The organism is Streptomyces sp. TRD_SC_5 (assembly GCF_056836825.1).
Genome location: NZ_JBWZZS010000001.1, coordinates 4,658,641 through 4,679,786, shown reverse-complemented (window position 1 = coordinate 4,679,786; position 21,146 = coordinate 4,658,641). Strand labels below are relative to the sequence as shown.

20 protein-coding genes, 1 tRNA gene and 3 pseudogenes are annotated in these 21,146 nt (G+C 69.1%); 14 read left to right on the top strand and 10 right to left on the bottom strand.

Features of this window, described 5'->3' with window-relative positions:
* Positions 1–92 precede the first annotated feature (92 nt).
* Positions 93–512, top strand: a complete 420-nt coding sequence (locus tag AC1P0E_RS21625; protein ID WP_482743778.1) for a DUF4307 domain-containing protein — start codon at positions 93–95, stop codon at positions 510–512.
* Positions 513–658: 146 nt separating this feature from the next.
* A complete protein-coding gene (greA, locus tag AC1P0E_RS21620; protein ID WP_482743777.1) occupies positions 659–1,156 on the top strand; it encodes a transcription elongation factor GreA in 498 nt (165 codons plus the stop codon).
* A 70-nt stretch (positions 1,157–1,226) separates the two neighbouring features.
* Here the strand turns inward: greA and AC1P0E_RS21615 are convergent, their stop codons facing one another.
* The 3 genes from AC1P0E_RS21615 to ilvA all read right to left on the bottom strand — a co-directional run bounded on the left by AC1P0E_RS21615 (position 1,227) and on the right by ilvA (position 4,441).
* Positions 1,227–2,081 (bottom strand): ABC transporter permease, encoded by an 855-nt coding sequence (locus AC1P0E_RS21615; protein WP_482743776.1) that lies wholly within the window; start codon positions 2,079–2,081, stop codon positions 1,227–1,229.
* Positions 2,078–3,049, bottom strand: a complete 972-nt coding sequence (locus AC1P0E_RS21610; protein WP_482743775.1) for an ATP-binding cassette domain-containing protein — start codon at positions 3,047–3,049, stop codon at positions 2,078–2,080. The genes AC1P0E_RS21615 and AC1P0E_RS21610 overlap by 4 nt, the downstream gene beginning before the upstream one ends.
* Positions 3,050–3,211: 162 nt before the next feature.
* Positions 3,212–4,441 (bottom strand): threonine ammonia-lyase, encoded by a 1,230-nt coding sequence (gene ilvA, locus AC1P0E_RS21605; protein WP_482743774.1) that lies wholly within the window; start codon positions 4,439–4,441, stop codon positions 3,212–3,214.
* A 158-nt stretch (positions 4,442–4,599) separates the two neighbouring features.
* On the opposite strand from ilvA, the gene AC1P0E_RS21600 reads away from it, so the two are divergent.
* The 3 genes from AC1P0E_RS21600 to AC1P0E_RS21590 are packed head-to-tail and all read left to right on the top strand — an operon-like array spanning position 4,600 to position 5,920.
* Positions 4,600–5,148, top strand: a complete 549-nt coding sequence (locus tag AC1P0E_RS21600; protein ID WP_482743773.1) for a MarR family winged helix-turn-helix transcriptional regulator — start codon at positions 4,600–4,602, stop codon at positions 5,146–5,148.
* 32 nt (positions 5,149–5,180) lie between these two features.
* Positions 5,181–5,672 carry a sigma factor-like helix-turn-helix DNA-binding protein gene (locus AC1P0E_RS21595; protein WP_482743772.1) on the top strand — a complete coding sequence of 164 codons (492 nt, stop codon included), beginning with the start codon at positions 5,181–5,183 and terminating at the stop codon, positions 5,670–5,672.
* A gap of 35 nt (positions 5,673–5,707) precedes the next feature.
* Entirely contained in the window at positions 5,708–5,920 is a 213-nt protein-coding gene (locus AC1P0E_RS21590; RefSeq protein ID WP_482745855.1) for a hypothetical protein, read from the top strand.
* 493 nt (positions 5,921–6,413) lie between these two features.
* Here the strand turns inward: AC1P0E_RS21590 and AC1P0E_RS21585 are convergent, their stop codons facing one another.
* Positions 6,414–7,559, bottom strand: a complete 1,146-nt coding sequence (locus tag AC1P0E_RS21585; protein WP_482743771.1) for a cystathionine gamma-synthase — start codon at positions 7,557–7,559, stop codon at positions 6,414–6,416.
* A gap of 94 nt (positions 7,560–7,653) precedes the next feature.
* Between AC1P0E_RS21585 and AC1P0E_RS21580 the strand changes: the two genes are divergently transcribed.
* From AC1P0E_RS21580 to AC1P0E_RS21565, 4 genes and pseudogenes are all read left to right on the top strand, one after another.
* A complete protein-coding gene (locus AC1P0E_RS21580) occupies positions 7,654–8,760 on the top strand; it encodes a hypothetical protein (RefSeq protein WP_482743770.1) in 1,107 nt (368 codons plus the stop codon).
* Between the two features lie 169 nt (positions 8,761–8,929).
* Positions 8,930–9,592 carry a peptide-methionine (S)-S-oxide reductase MsrA gene (msrA, locus tag AC1P0E_RS21575; protein WP_482743769.1) on the top strand — a complete coding sequence of 221 codons (663 nt, stop codon included), beginning with the start codon at positions 8,930–8,932 and terminating at the stop codon, positions 9,590–9,592.
* Between the two features lie 136 nt (positions 9,593–9,728).
* Positions 9,729–10,241 (top strand): hypothetical protein, encoded by a 513-nt coding sequence (locus AC1P0E_RS21570; RefSeq protein WP_482743768.1) that lies wholly within the window; start codon positions 9,729–9,731, stop codon positions 10,239–10,241.
* An 854-nt stretch (positions 10,242–11,095) separates the two neighbouring features.
* Positions 11,096–11,394: pseudogene (locus AC1P0E_RS21565) on the top strand (DUF6506 family protein).
* A gap of 323 nt (positions 11,395–11,717) precedes the next feature.
* On the opposite strand, the pseudogene AC1P0E_RS21560 reads toward AC1P0E_RS21565, so the two are convergent.
* Positions 11,718–12,629: pseudogene (locus AC1P0E_RS21560) on the bottom strand (IS5 family transposase).
* Between the two features lie 1,502 nt (positions 12,630–14,131).
* Between AC1P0E_RS21560 and AC1P0E_RS21555 the strand changes: the two are divergent.
* Complete coding sequence (locus AC1P0E_RS21555) at positions 14,132–14,824, top strand: HNH endonuclease (protein ID WP_482743767.1); 693 nt, start codon at positions 14,132–14,134, stop codon at positions 14,822–14,824.
* Between the two features lie 398 nt (positions 14,825–15,222).
* Positions 15,223–15,741 (top strand): SixA phosphatase family protein, encoded by a 519-nt coding sequence (locus AC1P0E_RS21550; protein WP_482743766.1) that lies wholly within the window; start codon positions 15,223–15,225, stop codon positions 15,739–15,741.
* A gap of 125 nt (positions 15,742–15,866) precedes the next feature.
* On the opposite strand, the gene AC1P0E_RS21545 is transcribed toward AC1P0E_RS21550, so the two are convergent.
* Positions 15,867–16,714 (bottom strand): IS5 family transposase gene (locus AC1P0E_RS21545; RefSeq protein ID WP_482745854.1). Its coding sequence is split into 2 segments (ribosomal slippage): positions 15,867–16,408 and positions 16,408–16,714, totalling 849 coding nucleotides; the frame shifts between segments, so codons are not numbered across the junction.
* 67 nt (positions 16,715–16,781) lie between these two features.
* Here AC1P0E_RS21545 and AC1P0E_RS21540 point away from each other — a divergent pair.
* Positions 16,782–17,189: pseudogene (locus tag AC1P0E_RS21540) on the top strand (HNH endonuclease); the annotation flags it as partial.
* Between the two features lie 49 nt (positions 17,190–17,238).
* Positions 17,239–17,322, top strand: a tRNA-Leu gene (locus AC1P0E_RS21535).
* Positions 17,323–17,366: 44 nt separating this feature from the next.
* Here the strand turns inward: AC1P0E_RS21535 and rdgB are convergent.
* The 4 genes from rdgB to AC1P0E_RS21515 form a co-directional block, all read right to left on the bottom strand.
* On the bottom strand, positions 17,367–17,969 hold the full coding sequence (gene rdgB, locus AC1P0E_RS21530; RefSeq protein ID WP_482743765.1) for an RdgB/HAM1 family non-canonical purine NTP pyrophosphatase: 603 nt from the start codon (positions 17,967–17,969) through the stop codon (positions 17,367–17,369).
* A gap of 20 nt (positions 17,970–17,989) precedes the next feature.
* Positions 17,990–18,385, bottom strand: a complete 396-nt coding sequence (locus AC1P0E_RS21525) for a hypothetical protein (RefSeq protein ID WP_482743764.1) — start codon at positions 18,383–18,385, stop codon at positions 17,990–17,992.
* Between the two features lie 146 nt (positions 18,386–18,531).
* Complete coding sequence (gene rph, locus AC1P0E_RS21520; protein WP_482743763.1) at positions 18,532–19,263, bottom strand: ribonuclease PH; 732 nt, start codon at positions 19,261–19,263, stop codon at positions 18,532–18,534.
* Positions 19,264–19,391: 128 nt separating this feature from the next.
* Positions 19,392–19,625, bottom strand: coding sequence for a PTS sugar transporter subunit IIB (locus tag AC1P0E_RS21515; protein ID WP_482743762.1), 234 nt, complete (start codon positions 19,623–19,625; stop codon positions 19,392–19,394).
* Between the two features lie 221 nt (positions 19,626–19,846).
* On the opposite strand from AC1P0E_RS21515, the gene AC1P0E_RS21510 reads away from it, so the two are divergent.
* Positions 19,847–21,118, top strand: a complete 1,272-nt coding sequence (locus AC1P0E_RS21510) for a PTS transporter subunit EIIC (protein WP_482743761.1) — start codon at positions 19,847–19,849, stop codon at positions 21,116–21,118.
* The last annotated feature ends 28 nt before the right edge of the window (positions 21,119–21,146 follow it).

Below are 21,146 nucleotides of genomic sequence, written 5' to 3'. Positions count from 1 at the left end.
ATTCGGCGCAATAAGCGGCTTCTATAGTGACCGAATCGGGGGGCGGAAAATTCCGGAGCCGATACAGGCCGCCCGACCCAGGAGGAACGATCATGAGCGCGGTGCGTCAGGACCTTCCCGAGGGCCGCTACGGCCGCTCGGCGGACGAGCGCGCGGACCGCAAGCTCAAGATCGTGGGCGCCGTGCTGGGTGCCGCACTGCTGGCGATGACCGGCTGGTTCGGTTACGACTACATCACCGGTGAGAAGATCAGCGCCGAGCTCATCAAGTTCGACACCGTCTCGGACTCCGAGGTCAAGGTTCACCTCGAAGTACGCAAGGAGCCTGACGCGGCCGGCACCTGCACCCTGCGCTCGCTCGCGGAGGACGGCGCCGAAGTGGGCCGCAGGGACGTCCGTATCGAAGCGTCGGACGCCGATCGCATCGACGAGATCTACACGGTCCGTACGACGGCCAGGGCGACCAGCACCGAGCTGACAGGCTGCACGGCAGACCCCGCTTCGGCGGGCTGACCTGCGCCGATCCCTCCCCGGCCGTTTTCCTCCTCCCCCTTTTCCGCCTGAATTGTTAGGCTCGTGGTTTCGCCCGCCCGTGGAGGCACATCCTTCTGGGTAGGGCGATGCTTGCTTTGTATTCCAAGTACCGACGAGGAGCACCTGTGACCCAGACCAGCGAGAGCGTCACCTGGCTGACCCAGGAGGCGTACGACCAGCTCAAGGCCGAGCTGGAGTACCTGTCGGGTCCCGCACGCACGGAGATCTCCGGCAAGATCGCGGCTGCCCGCGAGGAGGGGGACCTGCGCGAGAACGGCGGGTACCACGCGGCCAAGGAGGAGCAGGGCAAGCAAGAGCTCCGTGTGCGCCAGCTGACCCAGCTCCTGGAGAACGCGAAGGTCGGTGAGGCCCCCACGACCAGCGGTGTCGTGGCCCCCGGCATGGTCGTCAAGATCGCTTTCGACGGCGACGAGGACGACACGACGACATTCCTGCTCGCCTCCCGCGAGTACGCGAGTTCCGACATCGAGACCTACTCGCCGCAGTCCCCACTGGGCACCGGCGTGATGGGCAAGAAGGTCGGCGAGGACGCGCAGTACGAGCTGCCGAACGGCAAGAAGACCTCGGTGAAGATCCTCGAAGCCACGCCGTACCAGGGCTGAGCGGACCCGCCAGACCCGGAAGAAAGCCCCCGGCCGGATTTCCGGCCGGGGGCTTTCTTCGTGCGTACGGTCAGACCGACGCCGAGCGGTACTTGCGGACCGCGAGGGTCCTGAAGACCACGATGATCAGGACCGACCAGAGCAGCGACGCGAGGACCGGGTGCTGCATGGGCCAGGCGTCGGACTGGACGACGCCCGGATTGCCGAAGAGCTCGCGGCAGGCCTGCACGGTGGCGCTGAAGGGGTTCCACTCGGCGACCGGGCGGATCCAGGAGGCCATCATCGTCGGGTCCACGAACGCGTTCGAGACGAACGTGACCGGGAACAGCCAGATCAGGCCGCCCGAGGTGGCCGCTTCCGGGGTGCGGACCGACAGGCCGATCAGCGCGCCGATCCAGGAGAACGCGTACCCCAGGAACAGCAGCAGGGCGAAGGCGGCGAGCGCCTTGAGGATGCCCTCGTGGATGCGCCAGCCGACCAGCAGGCCGACGACGGCGAGGACCACGACTGTCAGTGCCGTCTGCACCAGGTCGGCGAGGGTGCGGCCGGTGAGGACCGCGCCGCGCGCCATGGGCAGGGAGCGGAAGCGGTCGACGAGGCCCTTGTGCATGTCGTCGGCGATTCCCGCGCCCGCGCCGGCCGTGGCGAAGGTGACGGTCTGGGCGAAGATGCCCGCCATCAGGAATTCGCGGTACGTGGCAGGGTCGAGGCTGCCTCCGACGCTCATGGAGCCGCCGAAGACGTAGCTGAAGAGGACCACGAACATCACTGGCTGGATCAGCCCGAAGATGATCATTTCCGGGATCCGGGCCATGCGGATCAGATTCCGCTTGGCGATGACCAGCGAGTCGGTGACCGACTGGGAGAGACCGCCGCGCGGCTGCGGGGCGCGGGGGGCGGGTGCGGTGTCCGTTACGGCGCTCACTTGGCGGCCTCCGCTTCTTCCTGCGCGACCTCGGCCGCGTGACCCGTCAGGGAGATGAAGACGTCGTCGAGGGTGGGCCTGCGCAGGCCGATGTCGTCGATCTCGACCCCTCGGGTGTCCAGCTCGCGGATGACCTCGGCGAGCAGCTTGGCGCCGCCGGCGACGGGGACGGTGATCTTGCGGGTGTGCCGCTCGGTCTTGCTCTCCCCCTTGCCGAACGTACGCAGTACCTCCTCGGCGGTGGTGAGGTACTCGGGGTTGTGCACGACCACCTCGATGCGCTCGCCGCCGGTCTGGGCCTTGAGCTGGTCGGAGGTGCCGCGCGCGATGACCCGGCCGTGGTCGATGACGCAGATGTCGTGGGCCAGGTGGTCGGCCTCTTCGAGGTACTGCGTGGTGAGCAGGAGCGTCGTACCCCCCGCGACCAGTTCCTGGATGACCTCCCACAGCTCCTGGCGGTTGCGGGGGTCGAGTCCGGTGGTCGGCTCGTCCATGAACATCACGGGCGGGCTGACGACCAGGGCGGCGGCGAGGTCGAGGCGCCGGCGCATGCCGCCGGAGTACGTCTTGGCCGTACGGTCGGCGGCGTCGGCGAGGTGGAAGCGCTCCAACAGCTCGGCCGCCCGTACCTTCGACGCCTTCGCGGACATCTGGTAGAGCCTGCCGACCATCTGAAGGTTCTCGCGCCCGGTGAGGTACTCGTCGACGGCGGCGAACTGGCCGGACAGGCCTATGGACCGGCGCACTTCGTTGGGGTGCTTGAGGACGTCGATACCGGCGACGACCGCTTTTCCGCTGTCGGGCCGGAGCAGTGTGGTCAGGACGCGCACGGCGGTGGTCTTGCCGGCCCCGTTCGGACCGAGGAGGCCCAGGACGGTGCCTTCCGGCACATCGAGGTCGACACCGTCGAGAGCCTTTACGTCGCCGAAGGTTTTCACCAGACCTTCGGCGTAGATGGCGCCTGGCATAAGGGTCCCCCGGTTACTTGGGTGAATTACCTACGCGAATATTAGATTTGCCGGACTTGCCCCGCTCGGCGGGAGCCACAGCGGGGCAAGCCACACACCGTAACGCGATACATCGCGTCGCCGGAGGGTTTTGACGAGGTTGGACGGAACTCGGGGGAACCCTCACGTCATGACGGTGTATCCCGCTTCCCTCAGCGCCGACCTGACCTCGGCGCAGTGCTCGGGGCCCTTCGTCTCCAGGTGCAACTCCACCTCGACTTCCGTGAGTCCGAGTCGCGGGTCGGTCCGTACGTGCCCCACGTCGAGGACGTTGGCATCCACCACCGACAGCACCCCCAGCATCGCCGCCAGGGCGCCCGGCCGGTCCGTCAGACGCAGGCGCAGCGACAGGTACCGGCCCGCCGCCGCCATACCGTGCCGCAGGATGCGCTGCATCAGCAGCGGATCGACGTTGCCGCCGGACAGTACCGCGACCACCGGCCCCTCGAACGACGCCGGCTTGCTCAGCAGCGCCGCGACCGGGCTCGCGCCGGCCGGCTCGACGACCATCTTGGCCCGCTCCAGGCAGAGCAGCAGCGCACTCGACAGCTCGTCCTCGGAGACCGTCACGACCCCGTCGAGCAGCTGATTGATCACCGCGAAAGGTACGTCGCCGGGCCGCCCCACCTTGATGCCGTCCGCCATCGTCTGCGCCGCCTCGATCGACACCGGCCGCCCGGCCGCCAGCGACGGCGGATAGCACGCCGCGTTCGCCGCCTGTACGCCGATGATCCGCACGTCGGGGCGCAGCGCCTTGACCGCGATCGCGATACCGGCGGCCAGCCCGCCACCGCCCACCCCGACGACGATCGTCCGTACCTCCGGGCACTGCTCCAGGATCTCCAGGCCCAGCGTGCCCTGCCCCGCGACGATGTCGGGGTGGTCGAAGGGGTGGATGAAGGCCGCGCCCGTACGGTCGGCGTACTCCTGGGCGGCGGCCAGCGTCTCGTCGACCACCTGCCCGTGCATGCGCACCTCGGCGCCGTACTCCCGCGTCGCCGCGACCTTCGGCAGGGGCGCCCCGACCGGCATGAAGACCGTGGACCGTACGCCGAGCAGGGTGGACGCGAGGGCGACGCCCTGTGCGTGATTGCCGGCGCTGGCGGCGACGACGCCCGCCGCGCGCTGCTCGGGGGACAGCCCGGAGATCCGTACGTACGCGCCGCGCAGCTTGAACGAGCCGGTCCGCTGGAGGTTCTCGCACTTGAGGTGGACCGGGGACCCGACCAGCTGCGACAGATGCCGGCTGCCTTCCATCGCCGTGGTCCTCGCCACCCCGGAGAGCATCTTCTGCGCCCCTCGGATGTCGTCGAGGATGAGGTTGCGGAAGGGATCGGACGTACGGAAGCTCATGACCGCAAGTCTGGCAGGTCGGCGGTCGGGCGGCGGTCGGGCGGCTGCCGGGGCCCAAGGCCTTCCCACCGTTTATCGCAGCGCCGGTACGCACCCGCTGCCACCCGCGTACTCTGTCCCCCACCAAACCGACCACCGCACGAAGAGAGCCCCCAGCCATGCCCACTTCCCAGGACATGACGACTGATCCGGACACCGGCCTCCTCGATGCCCTCCAGCACCAGGTGGCCGTCTTCGCCCGCCGCGCCGAGCAGACCAGGCTCGGCGGTGTGGGCCAGGTCCGCAACTCCATGGACCGCGCGGCCTATCTGCTGCTCAACCGGCTCGACCAGGAAGGCGCGATGGGCGTCAAGGCGCTCGCCGCGGGCATGGGGATCGACTCGTCGACCGTGACCCGGCAGGTCGCGCCGCTCGTCGACACGGGCCTCGTCAAGCGCACGTCGCACCCGGAGGACGGCCGCGCGGTCGTGCTCCAGCTGTCGCCGCGTGGCCAGGCGCGGCTCGACGAGGTGCGCTCGTCGCGGCGCGAACTCATGGCGCAGGTGACGGACGGCTGGAGCCAGGAGGAACGTGACTCCTTCTGCACGCTCCTCACGCGCTTCAATTCCGCACTGTCGGCCCGCCAGAGCGCGGCCGGGGCGGAGGCTAGCGGCGAGCCGGACACCGAGGGCGCCGGGACCGGCTCGCAGGTGCCTCCGACCTCTTGACCCGGGGCGGGTTCCTGGCCTGATATGAGGGCGTGCGAGAGCGGCAGGCGGATCGGCATCGCCGCAGGGCCCGGGAGTTCGAGGCGTTCGTCGCGGGCGCGGCAGGACGGCTGCTGCATGCCGCGACGCTGCTGACGGCGGAGCCGCCGGACGACAACACGCATGCGCGACGCCTGCTGACGGCCGCGCTCGCCCGTACGTACGCGGACTGGGAGCGGCTGCGCGGCGAGGACCCGTACGACCGCACCCGACAGGAACTCGCCGCCCGCTTCGCGCGCGGCGCGTGGCGCTACCACCAGCACGGCCGGCTCTGCCTCCCGCAGCACCGCAAGCCTGCCGCCGGGGGCGGGATGCTGGAGCGGCTGACGCCGCAGGAGCGGCTGGTCCTGGTCCTGCGCCTGTACGAGGGTGTCGCCGAGGAGCAGATCGCGGCGCAGATCGGGGTGCCGGCGGAGAGGGTGCGGGCGATCTGCACGCGTGCGGTGGCCGCGATGCGCAGCAGGCCAAAGGTCGCGGCGCCGTGAGCCTCCCCGACCACAAGCAGAACGAGGTACGGCGGATGCTGGAGGGCCCCTACCCACCGGTCCCCGCGGACCTCGCCCCGCGCGCCGCCGAGCGCGGGTCACGTCTGCTGCGCCGCCGGACGCTCGCACGGCGGCTGATGTGGGTGCTACTGGGGCTGACGGTGGTGGCGTTCACGGTGTGGGCGGTGCTGGAGCAGCCATGGGTGGCGCCGCCGTCGGAGGTCGCGCCGCCGCTGGAGGGCTGGTAGCGGTGCGGTGCGAGTGGTGCCTGCGTGGGGCGCAAACCCCCAGGCCCCCGGGACGCCCTACGGGCGTGTCCTCAAGCGCCGGACGGGCTGGATGGTTCCACCACGCGGGCCGAATTTCGCAGCCAGGGCCGCAAACCCAGCCCCTCCGGCCGCGATCGAGGACGGGGGTGGGGCAGCGCCCAGCCACCCCCGGCGACTTCAGCCCGTCCGGCGCTCGAGGAGCGGGGCCTGGGGCAGCGCCCCACCCACCCGGCGACTTCAGCCCGTCCGGCGCTCGAGGAGCGGGGCCTGGGGCAGCGCCCCACCTGCCCCCGGCTACTTCAGCCCGTCCGGCGTGAGGACCGGGGTCTGGGGCAGCGCCCCAGTTTCGGGAAGGGGCGGGGAGGGGACAGCGCCGCAGGCACCCGCACCCGCACCCGCACCCGCACCCGCACCCGCACCCGCACCGGCACCGGCACCCGCACCGGCCCCCGCAGCCGGCGGCGGCGCCGGCTCAGCCCAGCATCTGCTTCAGATCCGCCAGCAGGTCGTCGCCCGACTCGATGCCCACCGACAGCCGCACCAGGTCCCCCGGAACCTCCAGCGCGGACCCCGCCGCCGAAGCGTGCGTCATCCGCCCCGGATGCTCGATCAGCGACTCCACACCGCCCAGCGACTCACCCAGCGTGAAGAGCCTGGCGCGGTTGCAGAGCTCGATCGCCGCCTCCTCGCCGCCCTCGACCCGGAACGACACCATCCCGCCGAACGCCTTCATCTGCTTGGCGGCGGTCTCGTGACCGGGGTGCTCCGGCAGCCCCGGGTAGAGGACCTGGGTGACGCGCGGGTGCCGCGTCAGCATGTCCGCGACGCGCGTGGCGTTCTCACTGTGGCGGTCCATCCGCACCGCGAGTGTCTTGATGCCGCGCAGCACCAGCCACGCGTCGAAGGGCCCGGCGATCGCCCCCATCGCGTTCTGGTGGTACGTCAGCTCCTCGCCCAGCGCCGCGTCGTTGACGATCAGCGCGCCGCCGACGACGTCCGAGTGCCCGCCCATGTACTTCGTCGTCGAGTGCACGACGACATCCGCACCGAGCGCGAGCGGCTGCTGCAGGTAGGGGCTGGCGAAGGTGTTGTCGACGACCAGACGGACGCCGGCCGCGCGCGCGACGCCCGCGAGCGCCTCGATGTCACTGATGCCGAGGAGCGGGTTCGAGGGGGTCTCGACCCAGATGACCTTGGTCTGCGGGGTGAGGGCGTCCCGTACCGCCGCCGGGTCGGAGGAGTCCGCGACCGAGAAGGTGACGCCCCACCGCGAGACGACCTTGGCGAAGAGCCGGAAGGTGCCGCCGTACGCGTCGTTCGGGATGACCACGTGGTCGCCGGGGCTCAGCAGGGTCCGCAGCAGGCAGTCCTCCGCCGCCAGGCCCGACGCGAAGGCCAGCCCGAGGCTGCCGCCTTCCAGCGCCGCCAAGTTCTCCTCCAGGGCAGTGCGGGTGGGGTTGGCGCTGCGGCTGTACTCGTAGCCTCCGCGCAGTCCGCCCACGCCGTCCTGCTTGTACGTGGACACCTGATAGATCGGCGGTACGACCGCGCCCGTGAGGGGGTCGGCGGTGTTTCCGGCGTGGATCGCGAGGGTCTCGAAGCTGTGGTCATCGCTCATGGGAAACGAGCGTAGTTCGTCGGCGCCCCGGCCACTCCCCGGCCACTCCCTGGTCCCTCAGGAGCGTCCCTCCGGCGTCCGGGACAATGGAGCCATGGAGATTCTCTGGTTCTTGATCGCTCTGTGCATGCTGGCGGCGGTCATCGGCCCCGTCGTACTGCGCAGGCGCGCCGGCGGCATCCGCCTGGTCGCGCCCGGCTCGCCCGACGCAGCCGACCCGGCCGACTACGGCTTCGTACGCCAGGAGCTGCTCGACGTCCGGATGCCGGGCCCGGACCAGGACCTGGAAGACGTACTCGAAGTGGTCCAGCGCTCCCAGGACTGGCGGGCCGCGGCCCAGCTGCTGGCCGGAACGCCCAAGGAGGGCGAGGTGCGCTGGCAGCGCGTGCAGGCGTTCGCCGGGGCCGCGTCGCTGGAGCTGGCGCAGACGCCCGGCGAGGGTGGGCGCTGGCTGCGGGCGTGGCGCGCGGAGTCGTCGAAGGACGCGGGCGGTGCGCAGGTGCACGCCGAGTTCCTGGTGCAGCAGGCGTGGCGTACGTCGACACCCGGCACGGACGACTTCCGGATCATCCTGGAGGAGGCCCGTACGGTGTGCGCCGAGGCGGGGCTGCTCGCCCCGGGCGACCCGGTTCCGTACCTCACCGAACTGGCCGTCGCGCGCGGACTGGCCTACGCCGAGCCGGAGTTCGACCATCTGTGGGCGAAGATCCTGGACCGGGCGCCGAACCACATGGGCGCGCACCTCGCGGCCCTGAGCTACCGCAGCGAGAACTGGCACGGCTCGCGCACGGCCGCCGACGCCTTCGCGACCGCGGCGGCCGCCCGTGCCCCGCAGGGCTCGCTGCTCGCGGCGCTGCCCCTGTTCGCGGTGTACGAGCACCTGCCCGAGGTCAACCTCGTGGGCGGCTTCTACCAGAGCGCGGTGGTGACGAAGGCGATGGAGGGCGCGCTCTACGCGGTGCACGCCGCACGCCCCGACGACCCGATGCTGGCGCACGTACGCCACCTCTTGATCCTCTTCCTCGTACGCGCGGAACGCTGGTCGGAGGCGATGAACCAGCTGCGGCACGTCGACGGCCACGTCGGCGCGCTGCCCTGGACGCACGGCCAGGACCCGGCGGCGGGCTACGCGGTGTACCGGGCGCTGGCGGTCGCCGGCTACGAGGCGAACGGCGGCAGCCCGGCGACGCTGCCGGGCTGAGGGCGCTGCGTCGCAGCGCTTGTGGGGCTGCGTACGGCGACGGGGGGCGGAGATTCACGGCACGGCACGGCGCGGCGCAGCGCTGCGCAGCGCGGGAATGGGGCCGCTGGAATCCTCCGCCTCCTCCGTGCGTTGACCCTAGGCGCAGACCGCCCAGGAGGAGATCCGCATGATGTTCGGCCGTACCCCCCAGCTCCCCACCCCGGAGCAGGCCCTGAAGGGCCGCTCCACCCCTGAATTCGAGGTCCCCTCCCGTCACACGGTCCTCGGCAACCCGCTAGTGGGCCCGTACCCCGAAGGCCTGGAGATCGCCGACTTCGGCATGGGCTGTTTCTGGGGCGCGGAACGCAAGTTCTGGCAGACGGAGGGCGCCTGGACGACGCTCGTCGGCTACCAGGGCGGCTACACGGAGAACCCGGCGTACGAGGAGGCCTGCTCGGGCCTGACGGGCCACACGGAGGCGGTGCGAGTCGTCTTCGACCCGTCGGTCGTCTCGTACGAGCAGCTGCTGAAGGTCTTCTGGGAGAACCACAACCCGACCCAGGGCTTCCGCCAGGGCAACGACGTCGGCACGCAGTACCGCTCGGCGATCTACACCCACTCCCGCGCCCAGGCGGCGGCAGCGGAGGCGTCCCGCGAGGCGTACCAGAAGGTGCTGACGGGCTCCGGCCACGGCACGATCACCACGGAGATCCTCCCGGCGGACAGCCGCCCGTTCTGGCCGGCGGAGCCGTACCACCAGCAGTACCTCGACAAGAACCCGGCGGGTTACTGCGGCATCGGCGGGACGGGTGTCTCCTGCCCGATCGGTATCGCGAAGACGGAGGGGTGAGTCCGGGCTTCTATTGGACGGATACGAGCCCGAATGAGTCCGAGCATGAGTCCGAGCATGACCATGAGTGCGCGGTCGTGCCGGACCGGCACAACACGGGCGGGGCGGACAGTTGGTGCGTACGGTTGCCTACCGAGTGCTCGGCCCTGCCTGGGGGATCGCCATCGACCTCACGGCCATGTCGACCGAGGTGACGGCACCGCCGCCAGGCGGCGACCGGATCAGCGCCGGCATTTGGCTGGACACCAGGCCTGTCCTGCATCACCCGCCCTCCGACCGCACGGGTCTGCGTCTGACCCCGAACGAAGCCGGCTGGCTGCGGCACGGATCGGTCTTGGCGGCCCAGGAGATCGAATCGGTCCTGCCGCAGGGACGGCTCACTCTGCTGACGGTCCATCACGTCTTGTTCCCCGAGGCGCACTTCCAGGCGGAGACCCTGTCCGGAGCGATGGCGGCCTGGTGCCGGGAGGAGTTCGGCCTCGGCTCCCTGCCGGTCGATACCGTCTCGTTTGATCGCGACGCGAACAGATTCCTCTACGGGTGGGAGGAGCACCGCCCCGGACGCCGGGCGGCACCAGTACGCATCGTGCACCCCGCCCGGGACCTGCGCGGCCGCCCCTTGCACCCTCGTGGCCGCCCGCAACCGTAGTTCTCGTGCGCGGGGTCGGTCGCCTCGCCGGTGAACCACTGATTGCGTCTGGGGGGTTTCGGGCCGTCCCGAGCGCTCGAGTGTCGGTGGGCCGGGGCGCCGCGTCAAGGGCGCTCCCTACGGTCGCGTCGCCTGCGGCGATTTCGCTTCGCTCCACCCTTGACCCACCACCCCGACCCACCGCTAACGCTCAATAGGGGACGGCCCAAGAAAAAACGCCCTGCACGACAACTCCGGGGAGGGGCGCGGGTGGGTTCGGTGGCTTGCGGGTTGGTGGGTGGGGCGCGGGCGGTCTATGGGTCGGCTCGGCCCCAGTCTCAGCGGGTGCGGGAACGGCCGTTGGTGCACCATCCCCAAACCCGACGCACACGAACACCCACGCCGGTGGACGGCCGACCGCCCCGGTCGACCTGCGACCTGATGTCTGCGCGGGTGGGGCGCGACAGTTGAATGGGGCGACTCGGGCCGGTTCGGCGTCCACCCCGACGGGTGGTCGGCCGGGCCACAAGCACGTTGCTGGGCTTGCTGGGTGGAAGGGCTCGCAGGAGCGGTGGTTCTGCCGGTGGCTGGGGCCGGTGATCGGACCGGACGGCCCGGTTGGTGGGCCGGTTCGAGGTCCTAGGCGGGGCGGGATGGGCCGAAACCGACAGAAGACGAAAACGACCGGTCTTTATGTCCGAGTTTCCGTTCCTTGTGGCCGACGCAGAGGCGTCATGTGCGGGGTTTGTTGCATGCCAACGGCTCGACGTGGGCTGCCGGTTGCTCGTAACCCACCGAAGGCTATCCGGCCGACGGGGCATGCGCGCGGGCTCTGATTGGCCGGTGGTCTTGACGATCACAGGAGGTGGACGCGCATGGCGCTCACACACTGGGGGTTCATCTACACGGCTGCGGGCAGTGCCGCAGGCGGTGATGTCAGCGTCGTCGACACGAGCACATGCCGCACGGTGCTGGTGGGGGTGAACAAGCGCGAGGAAAGCATCGAGATCGCGCGCCGTTTCGTGGCGATGGCGTGCAACTGATCGCACTCTGCGGCGGGTTCGGGCCCGTATGGGTCGGGCGCGTCATCGAGGCGATCGACGCGGCAGTCCCCATGGGTACGGTCGGCTATGGACCCGCAGCGGTCGACCAGGTGCACGCGATCTTCTCCTGACCGCCTGCCACCTTCTTCTCCTCGTCACAGTCCTTGCGCTTCCGGTCATCGTGGGAGCGTTTCGACCCACGCGCCGGGGGCGGTCGGCTCGGTTGGTGTGACTGGTGCGTTTGCTGTGGCGACTTGTCGGCTGTCGGTTCGGTGGCTTGCAGGGGAAGGCGTGCTCGACGGGCTTGGGCCAGGCCGGGGCGCTCTTTCTGCCCCCGTCACGGCCGAGGCAGCGGTCCGGCTGTCGCTTCTTTCTGCACGATCCGGTCGCCTCACCTGCCGCCTCGAGGAGGCGGATGCAACGAACCCGACACGTGACGAATCCCAACGCCCCTCTAGGCAGTGTCTGACAAATGATCACGGACTGGTTTCGCGGAGCCAGAGGATCAGCGAGGCCAGGACGACTCCGGCGCGGTAGCGGTCGGCGAGCTTGTCGAATCTGGTCGCGATCGCGCGGAACTGCTTGAGGCGTGCGAAGCATCGTTCCACCACGTTGCGCTCGCGGTAGACCTCCTCGTCGAAGGCGGGCGGCCGGCCGCCGAGGCGCCCTCGGCGTCGGCGGTTGGCCGCTTGGTCGCGGCGCTCGGGGATCGTGACGGCGATGCCGCGGCGCCGCAGCAGGCGCCGGATCGCCCGGCTGGAGTAGGCCTTGTCGCCCAGGACTCGGGCCGGTGTCCTGCGCGGGCGGCCGGTGCCGACTCTCGGAACGCGGATCCCGTCGAGGACCTGGCCGAAGGCAGGGGCGTCGTTGACGTTGCCGGGCGTGAGCACGATGGACAGGGGCAGGCCCCGACCGTCGACGGCGAGGTGGACCTTGGTGGTCAGCCCGCCTCGGGACCGGCCGAGGGCCTGGCGCGTCTGCGAGCGGCCCGGATCTTCCAGTTCGTCCCCGTCTGCGGCCCCTTTTTGCGGGCGCCGGCGGCGTGCTGGTGAGCACGGTTGACCGTGGAGTCGACGGCGACGGTCAACTCCACCCGGCCCACCGCGTCGTCGCGGACCTGGACGTGCTCCAACAGCTTCGCCCAGGTCCCGTCCGCTTCCCAGCGGGCGAACCGCTCGTAGGCGGTCTGCCAGGGTCCGTACCGCTCGGGCAGATCGCGCCACGGAGCTCCGGTCCGCAGCCGCCACAGCACTCCGTTGACCACCTGCCGGTGATCACGCCACGGCCGACCACGCCCATCCACCCGCGGCAACAGGGGCTCTATTCGCTCCCACGCCGCTTCCGTCAACTCGCCTCGACCTGCCACAAGATCAATGATCAGAGTGCTCGTGCTCGTGCTCGGGCTCTCGCGCGGGGTCCGTCATGAAACGGCTCAGCCGGTAGGTGGTCGGCAGCCCCAGGCGCCCACACAGCGTGTCGATCCGGATCATCGACCCGTCAACTCCTGCCTCCCGAAGACGGCGCGACCGCGTACGCATCTCCGCCTGGTCCCGAGTCTCAACGACGACTTCCCACTGTCCCGCGTCCGGCGCGGTGCGAGCAGCAACCCGCTGCCGTGCGTCCTCTTGCCGCCGCCTTCTTTTCCCCTGTCCTGGCACCTGCCCAGAATTGCTGGCTGTCGTCAGGACGGCAAGGCAATTGGACCGAGCGCTCACTTCCCGCTCGGTGATCATTTGTCAGACACGACCTAGTCCCAATCGTCCCAGCCGTGTCCCTTCCAGTCATCATGGGAGCATTTCGGCCCACGTGGAGGGAGCGTCGGCGAGGCCGAGCACAGCGACCGGGGGACGGGTTGGCGTGATGGGTGAGTCTGGTGTGGTTCGGTGGGCTGGTGTTGGCCGAGTTACTCGCGCCCCCGCCATGGCGCGAGCAAAAGTCCACCTTCATTGGGATTCATTCACTCCAACCTCCCCTCCCAGGGCCAACTGTAATGAAACCGACACTTGTCGAGCCCCAACGCTCCTCAAACCACACCAGCCCCACCTGTATCGCTTCCAGTCGTCATGGGAGCGTTTCGACCCACAACGGCCCCACGGACCGGGCGAACCGATCGGATGGTGCGGCTGGCGTGGGTGGGACGGCGGGCCGGAAGGCCCCCGGGCGTGCCGGGCTTTGTTGTCGGTGACGGGGCGGCTTGCTGGTCGCAGGCGCGCCGCAGCCATCGGCAGAACCACACCCCTGGGCGCCCCTCCACCCACCAAGCCCGACCACGTGCTTGTAGCCCAGCCGACCACCGGCCGGGGCGGACGCCACACCCGCCCGAGTCACCCCATTCAACTGACGCGCCCCACCCGCAGACGGGACGGGTCGCATGTCGCCCCGGACGGGCGACCCTCCGCCGGCGTGGGTGCGTGTGTGCGTCTGGTTTGCGGATGGTGCACCAGCGGCCGTTCCCGCACCCGCTGAGCCTGGGGCCGAGCCGCCCCATAGAGCTCGTGCGCCCCACCCATGCACCCGTCGCTCGGCAGCGGCGAGCAGCCCATCGCCGGGCCTTCCCCGTGGGCTCCCCCCGGGGGGCCGCCCCCCTTAAGCATTGCGGCGGAGGTTCGGCGGTCAAGGGTGGAGCGGAGCGCAATCGCCGCAGGCGACGCGACGCAGGAGCGCCCTTGAGGGGCGGGCCTCCGCCGCCAACCTTGGTAAAGGCGGCCCCCATCGCAGAAGCGATCAACGCCCCAGGCCCACCGAAGCCCCCGCCCCGCCCCGAGTGGCGCACTCCATTCCGTATTTCGGACGTGACCATCCGATAACCGGTTCGTTTACCCGTACGAGATCGCGAACACGCAACCGGATACGGATATGGAGGGGGCCATGCCGGCAAGCCCTTACACCCGCGAGCGCCTCGCAGTGGCTGCCAACTCGTCGAAGACGCTGTCCGAAATGCTGAGCAAGCTCGGGGTCGATCCGAAGGGTTCGTCTCGCAAGTACATACGGGAGCGGATGAACAAGTTGGGGATCGACACCGCCCACTGGGAGCGCGAAGGCACGCCATGGACACGGGAGGCGCTCGAATGCGCCGCCGCTGCCTCAACCAACATGTACCAGGTTCTCCGTCACCTGGGGATCGACCTCGTTGGCGGACAGCACACGCACATCAGCCGACGCATCCGCGCTCTGGGAATCGACATCTCACACTTCACTCCGCAGGTGCGCACAGAAAACATGCGGGAGAACCGACGTCGGCGGTCCGCCGAGGAGATCCTGGTAGAAGACCACTCAACGCACGCCAGGCGCACGCCAAACGTGCGTCTCCAGCGAGCAATGCGCGACCTCGGCGTCAGCGGCATCTGCGCCCTGTGCGCAATCGGGCCCGTATGGCTAGGCCGCCCGTTGGCTCTTGAGGTCGACCATATCGACGGGAACTGGCGCAACAACCGCATTGAAAATCTGCGGCTCCTCTGCCCCAACTGCCACTCAACAACCGATACTTACCGTGGTCGTGGTCGTGGAAAAGGTCGCAGAATTGCTGCCACCACATCACACCTCGCCGGCGAGGGACAGTGAGCAGTGAGCGTAACTCGGCGGTACACGCGGGAACTGCTGGCCGAAGCTGCCGCACAAAGCCAAGACATCAACGACGTCATCACTTTTCTGGGCACACCCCCCTACGAACGCCTCGGTCGTTACCTGATGCAGCGCTTCGCGCACTACGACATCGACGTCTCGCACCTCTCACCCCACCGACGCCCACGTCCCACCACCGTGGAAGTGCGGGAAGCCGTCACGGAGTCCTTCACCATCGCGGACACGTTGCGGCGACTAGAGCCTGTCTCCTTGGTCATCTCTGAGCCCAGATCAGGTGGCAGTGAGGCGGAGGGGCCCGGTAGCGGAGAGGTCAGTCGCGAGCGCCCCCTGAGTTGCAGCTTGTTATCAAGCAGGCACTCTCCGTGTAGGTTGGGTGCATGAGTGCTGAAACCACCCGCCGCCTCGTCCTTCTGCGCCATGCCAAGGCCGAATGGTCCGACGACTCCGATCATGAGCGTCCGCTCGCGGAGAGGGGCCGCAAGGACGCGCCGGTCGCCGGCAGGCGCCTGGCCACGGCCGGCATCATCCCTGACCTTGCACTGTGTTCGACGGCCGCGCGGTGCAGGGAAGCCTGGAAGCTCGCAGTGCAAGAACTGCCGCAGCGTCCCAGGACCGTCTTCGAGGATCGTCTCTATGAGGCCTCGTTGGGCGAACTCATCGCGTTGGTCAGCGAGACCCCCGACGATGCCGTTGATCTGCTGCTGGTTGGACACAACCCGGGCATGCACGCGCTGGCCGATGCCCTCGCGGGTGAGGCGGAGGGTGACCTCCTGCCGCGGCTGAACCGCAGCGGCTTCCCCACGGCGTCGATCGCGGTCCTGACCTTCTCGGGTTCCTGGAAGTCCGTCGAGCACGGAGTCGCTCGCCTCGCGGCCTTCTGGCCACCGCATGAGTAAGGGCTGGTCGCTGGAGGGGCGTTTCGTCGCCCCTCCCACAGGGGCATGACACGGGACAGCTTTGGGTCTCGTTCCGGGCCGCTGGGCCGACAGGACTGCGACCGCGTTCGGCCGTGCTGATGCACTCAAGATGCGCTTGGGGCACTTGAGCGTGTCCAGATGAGGATGGCGGCGAGGTGGAGTGCGGCTTGGTAGGCGAGGGCAAGTTTGTCGGTTCGCATGGCCAAGCCGCGCCATTGCTTTAGGCGGTTGATGCAGCGTTCGACGGTGTTCCGCTGCTTGTATGCCGCGGCATCGAAGCGAGGCGGGCGGCCTCCGCGTCGACCGCGCCGAAGGCGGTGGCCAAGCTGGTCAGCAGGCTGTGGGATGACGGCCTGGATGCCACGGCGGCGGAGGTGTTGGCGGATCGCGCGGGAGGAGTACGCGCGATCCGCCAGGACAACCGCTGGTCGCGTCCGGGGCCTCCCGGGACCAGTTCGTGGGACCCGGATCCCATCCATTACCGCTTCGAAAGCGGGTGCGTCACCGGCCTGGCCTGCGGTGACATGGAGTGCAAGCGGTCGCGCCTGCCTGTCGCTGGCCAGGTGAACCTTGGTGCTCAGGCCGCCGCGTGAGCGTCCGAGTGCGTGATCGTCGGACTCGGACCGACCTGGTGCCCCTTTTTGGGCGCTCCGGCGGCGTGCTGGTGAGCCCGGCAGACGGTGGAGTCGACCGACACGGTCCAGCCCACGTCGTCATCGGCATCCGCAGCGGCGAGGACGGCAGCGAAGATCCGTTCCCACGTGCCGTCGACAGCCCACCTGATCAGGCGTTTGTGGGCAGTTTGGAATGGGCCGAGTTCGCTGGGCAGGTCCCGCCAAGGCGAGCATGTGCGGTACTTCCACGCGATGGCTTCCAGGGTCCGCCTGTGGTCGGCCCACCGTCGTCCACGGTCCGGATCGGCCGGCATAAGCGGCTCGATCCGGTCCCACATCGCATCAGTGATCACTAATCGGACAGACACGTCTGATCAACTGATCAACCCATCAAAGAGACACGCCCTAGGCCGACCGGACAACGGTCAACAGCGTGCGCTGTTGCGCCGGTGGACGGCTGAGGACGGCATCGAGACGTCACACTTCCTCGGACAGGGCCACCGGACTGGCAAGCCCGGTCCGACGCCGCGGAAGCGAGCCGAAGACGTACTGGTGAAGAACGCCGGCAAGCACCGTACCCGCACAGTGATCCTGCGCCGGGCCCTGCGCGAGATTGGCGTTCCTGAGGAGTGCGTGAGGTGCGGCATCGGTCCGGTCTGGCACGACAAGCCAATGACACTTGAGGTCGACCACACCAATGGCGATTGGAGTGACAACCGAGCCACCAATCTGCGGTTGCTGTGCCCCAATTGCCACGCAGTCACGAGCACCTGGTGCCGAGGAAACAGCCGACGGGGTGATCCGACCCAGTAAAGCGCCCGTGTCGTACGAGCCGCTTGCCCAGTAGGATGGCAGGCGGCTAGCGGCCGTTGCTGAAGGGTATAAGCGGAGGTTTTAGGTGCCTCTGGGCGTTTCGCCCATGTGGGTTCGAATCCCATCGGCCGCACAGCGCGAAGGGGCCGCCCTGTCGGGGCGGCCCCTTCGACACGTTCAGCCCAGCAGCTCCCGCACCACCGGTACCAGCGCCCGGAACGCCTTGCCGCGGTGGCTGATGGCGTTTTTCTCCGCCGGGGTCAGTTCCGCGCAGGTTACGGCGTAGCCGTCCGGCTGGAGGATGGGGTCGTAGCCGAAGCCGTTCGTGCCGGCCGGGGTGTGGCGCAGGGTGCCCGGCATGCGGCCTTCGACCACGCGTTCCGTGCCGTCGGGGAGGGCGAGGGCCGCCGCGCAGGCGAAGTGGGCCGTGCGGTGGGCGGTGTCGATGTCTGCCAGCTGGGCGAGGAGGAGGGCGAGGTTCGCCTTGTCGTCGCCGTGGGTGCCCGACCAGCGGGCCGAGAAGATGCCGGGGGCTCCGCCCAGGACGTCGACTGCCAGGCCCGAGTCGTCGGCTACCGCCGGGAGGCCGGTGGCCTGGGCCATGGCGTGGGCCTTGAGGAGCGCGTTCTCGGCGAAGGTGACGCCGGTTTCCTTGACGTCGGGGATCTCGGGGTAGGCGTCCGCGCCGACGAGGTCGTGAGGGAGACCTGCGTCGGCGAGGATCGCGTGCAGCTCGGTGATTTTCCCGGCATTGCGGGTGGCGAGGATCAGGCGGGTCATGCCCCCAGTATCCGTGCTGCCTACGGGGTGCAGACCTTGCCGATCTCGGTGGCCGCGTCCGTGACGGGACCGATGTCCGGGGTTTCGTCGCCCTTTTCGACGGCGGTGCGGACGTTGTCGACGGCCTTGTTCATGTCGTCGACGGCCTTCGACAGGTCCGCGTTGTCCGTCGTGTCGTCGAGGCTCGTCAGCTCCTTGTCGATGTCGTTGAGAGCCTCGTTCAGCTGGGTGGGGTCGTCGGCCGCGCTGGACACGGCCGTGGACAGCTTGTCGACGCTGGTGGCGATGGCGTCGGCGGTCTTCACGCAGTCCATCGCCTTGTCGAGGGCTCCGCAGCCGACGAGGCCGGTGAGCGCCACGGCGGTGACGACGGCGAGTGCTATGCGGCTGGTACGGCCAGTACTGCGACTGCGCATGGAGTGGGTCCTCCCCCAGGTACACGGTTGTGCGGTACACGGTTGTGCGGTGCACGTTGTACGGACGGGCGTACGGTTCGGCCCGTACGCCCGTGCCCTTGGAGACGCCGGATCGGGTCTCCGCGGTTGCTCGCGACTCGTCGGAGTCAGAGCGTGGCGTCGAGCGCCTTCGTCTGGATCGCGGTGAGGTCGGCGCAGCCGCCGCTCGCGAGGTCCAGCAGCGCGTTCAGTTCCTTGCGGTCGAACGGCTCCGCCTCCGCCGTGCCCTGGACCTCGACGAAGCGGCCGTCGCCGGTGCAGACGACGTTCATGTCGGTCTCGGCGCGGACGTCTTCCTCGTAGCAGAGGTCGAGGAGCGGGACGCCGTCGACGATGCCGACGCTGACGGCGGCGACGGTGCCGATGAGCGGCTTGCGGCCGGCCTTGACGATCTTCTTGGTCTGGGCCCAGGCGATGGCGTCGGCGAGGGCGACGTAGGCGCCGGTGACGGCTGCGGTGCGGGTGCCGCCGTCGGCCTGGAGTACGTCGCAGTCCAGGACGATGGTGTTCTCGCCGAGCGCCTTGTAGTCGATGACCGCGCGCAGGGAGCGGCCGATGAGGCGGCTGATCTCGTGTGTACGGCCGCCGATCTTGCCGCGTACGGATTCGCGGTCGCCGCGGGTGTTGGTGGAGCGGGGCAGCATCGAGTATTCGGCGGTGACCCAGCCTTCGCCGCTGCCCTTGCGCCAGCGCGGGACGCCTTCGGTGACGGAGGCGGTGCAGAAGACTTTGGTGTCGCCGAAGGAGATGAGGACGGAGCCCTCTGCGTGCTTGCTCCATCCGCGTTCGATGGTGACCGGGCGGAGCTGTTCGGGGGTGCGGCCGTCGATTCGAGACATGTGTGGAGCCTAGCCGCCGGGTCCGTACATGCGTGAGGGGCCCGTTCCGGTTCGCGCGTGCGTGCGTGCCTGCGTGCGATTTCGGAAGGGCCCCCTCACTGCCGAGTCACGGCTGAGTCACGGGCGACTCACATCATGTCTTCGATGTCCGCGGCGATGGGGTCGGCGTCCGTGCCGATGACGACCTGGATCGCGGTGCCCATCTTGACGACGCCGTGGGCGCCGGCGGCCTTGAGGGCGACCTCGTCGACCAGGTCGGGGTTGTGGACCTCGGTGCGGAGGCGGGTGATGCAGCCTTCGATCTCGTCGATGTTGGCGATACCGCCGAGCCCGGCGACGATCTTCTCAGCCTTGCTGGCCATGTCTTTCTCCCTGTTGGTTCAAGCACGAAGTCTCGGCCCACCGAGGCCGCTTTGTCACGGTAACTCACGGTTGGCCCAACTTCGCGGGCGAGTAACCGCCCTGTACCGAATGATGGCGGTCACCGGTGCCCTGTCTTCCGGCCGAGCTCCGGACCGTCCCGCAACTGGTCTACACCAGTATGCGACGCCCGCCAAACCTGACTTGTTCCGGGAGGACGCCGATGAGTTCGGACCGCGGGGCCGCGCCACAGCAGAGGCCGCAGCAGAAGTGGTGGAACGGCCTGTTCCAAGGGCTGCAGAAGGTCGGGCGCAGCCTGCAGCTCCCCGTGGCGGTCCTCCCGGCGGCCGGCCTGCTCGTCAGCCTCGGCAACCTGTTCTCGGCGTACCTGGACGGTGCGTTCTGGGACAAGACCTCCAAGGTCCTCACCTTGGGCGGTACGGCGATCCTGGACGGTGCGTTCGGTCTGCCGCTGTTGTTCTGCATCGGGGTCGCGATCGGTTTCGCGAAGAAGGCCGACGGTTCGACGGCGCTGGCGGCGGTCGCCGGTTTCCTGGTCTACAGCAACGTACTGAAGGCGTTTCCCGTCGATGGCTCGGTCACCGAACTGGTCCCGGAGGGGACGCCGCAGAATCCTGGCGTACTCGGCGGCATCCTCATCGGTCTGCTGACCGCCGTGGTCTGGCAGCGCTATCACCGCACCAGGCTTGTCGACTGGCTCGGCTTCTTCAACGGCCGACGGCTCGTGCCGATCATCATGGCGTTCCTCTGCGCGATTCTCGGTGTGCTGTTCGGGCTGCTGTGGGAGCCGGTGGGTGACGCGCTGACCTGGTTCTCCAAGCATCTGATCGACCTGGGCGCGTGGGGCGCGGGCATCTTCGGTGTCGCGAACCGGCTGCTGATCCCCATCGGTATGCACCAGTTCCTGAACACCTTCTTCTGGTTCCAGGCGGGTGAGTTCAGGGGGGAGGACGGCAAGATCGTCCAGGGCGACCTGACCCGGTTCTTCGCGGAGGACCCCTCGGCGGGGCAGTTCATGTCGGGGTTCTTCCCGATCATGATGTTCGGCCTCCCGGCCGCCGCTCTGGCCATCGCGCACTGCGCCCGCCCCGAGCACCGCAAGAGGGTGACGGGTCTCATGATCTCCGTGGGCCTCACCTCGTTCGTGACCGGTGTTACGGAGCCGCTTGAGTTCTCCTTCATGTTCGCCGCACCGCTGCTGTACGGGCTCCACGCGATCCTGACGGGCGCCTCGATGGCGATCACGTGGGCGCTGGGCGTGCACGCGGGCTTCAGCTTCTCGGCCGGCCTGATCGATTACGTCGTCAACTGGCACCTGGGCACCAAACCATGGCTGATCGTTCCGATCGGCCTGTGCTTCGCGGTCGTGTACTACGTGCTCTTCCGCCTCGTGATCACGAAGTTCAACATCCCCACTCCGGGACGCGAGCCGGAGGAGGTCGAGAAGGAGGTGGAGGAAGACAGCACCAAGTAGCCGCCGCCCTCCAAGAGTCGCCGCCTCC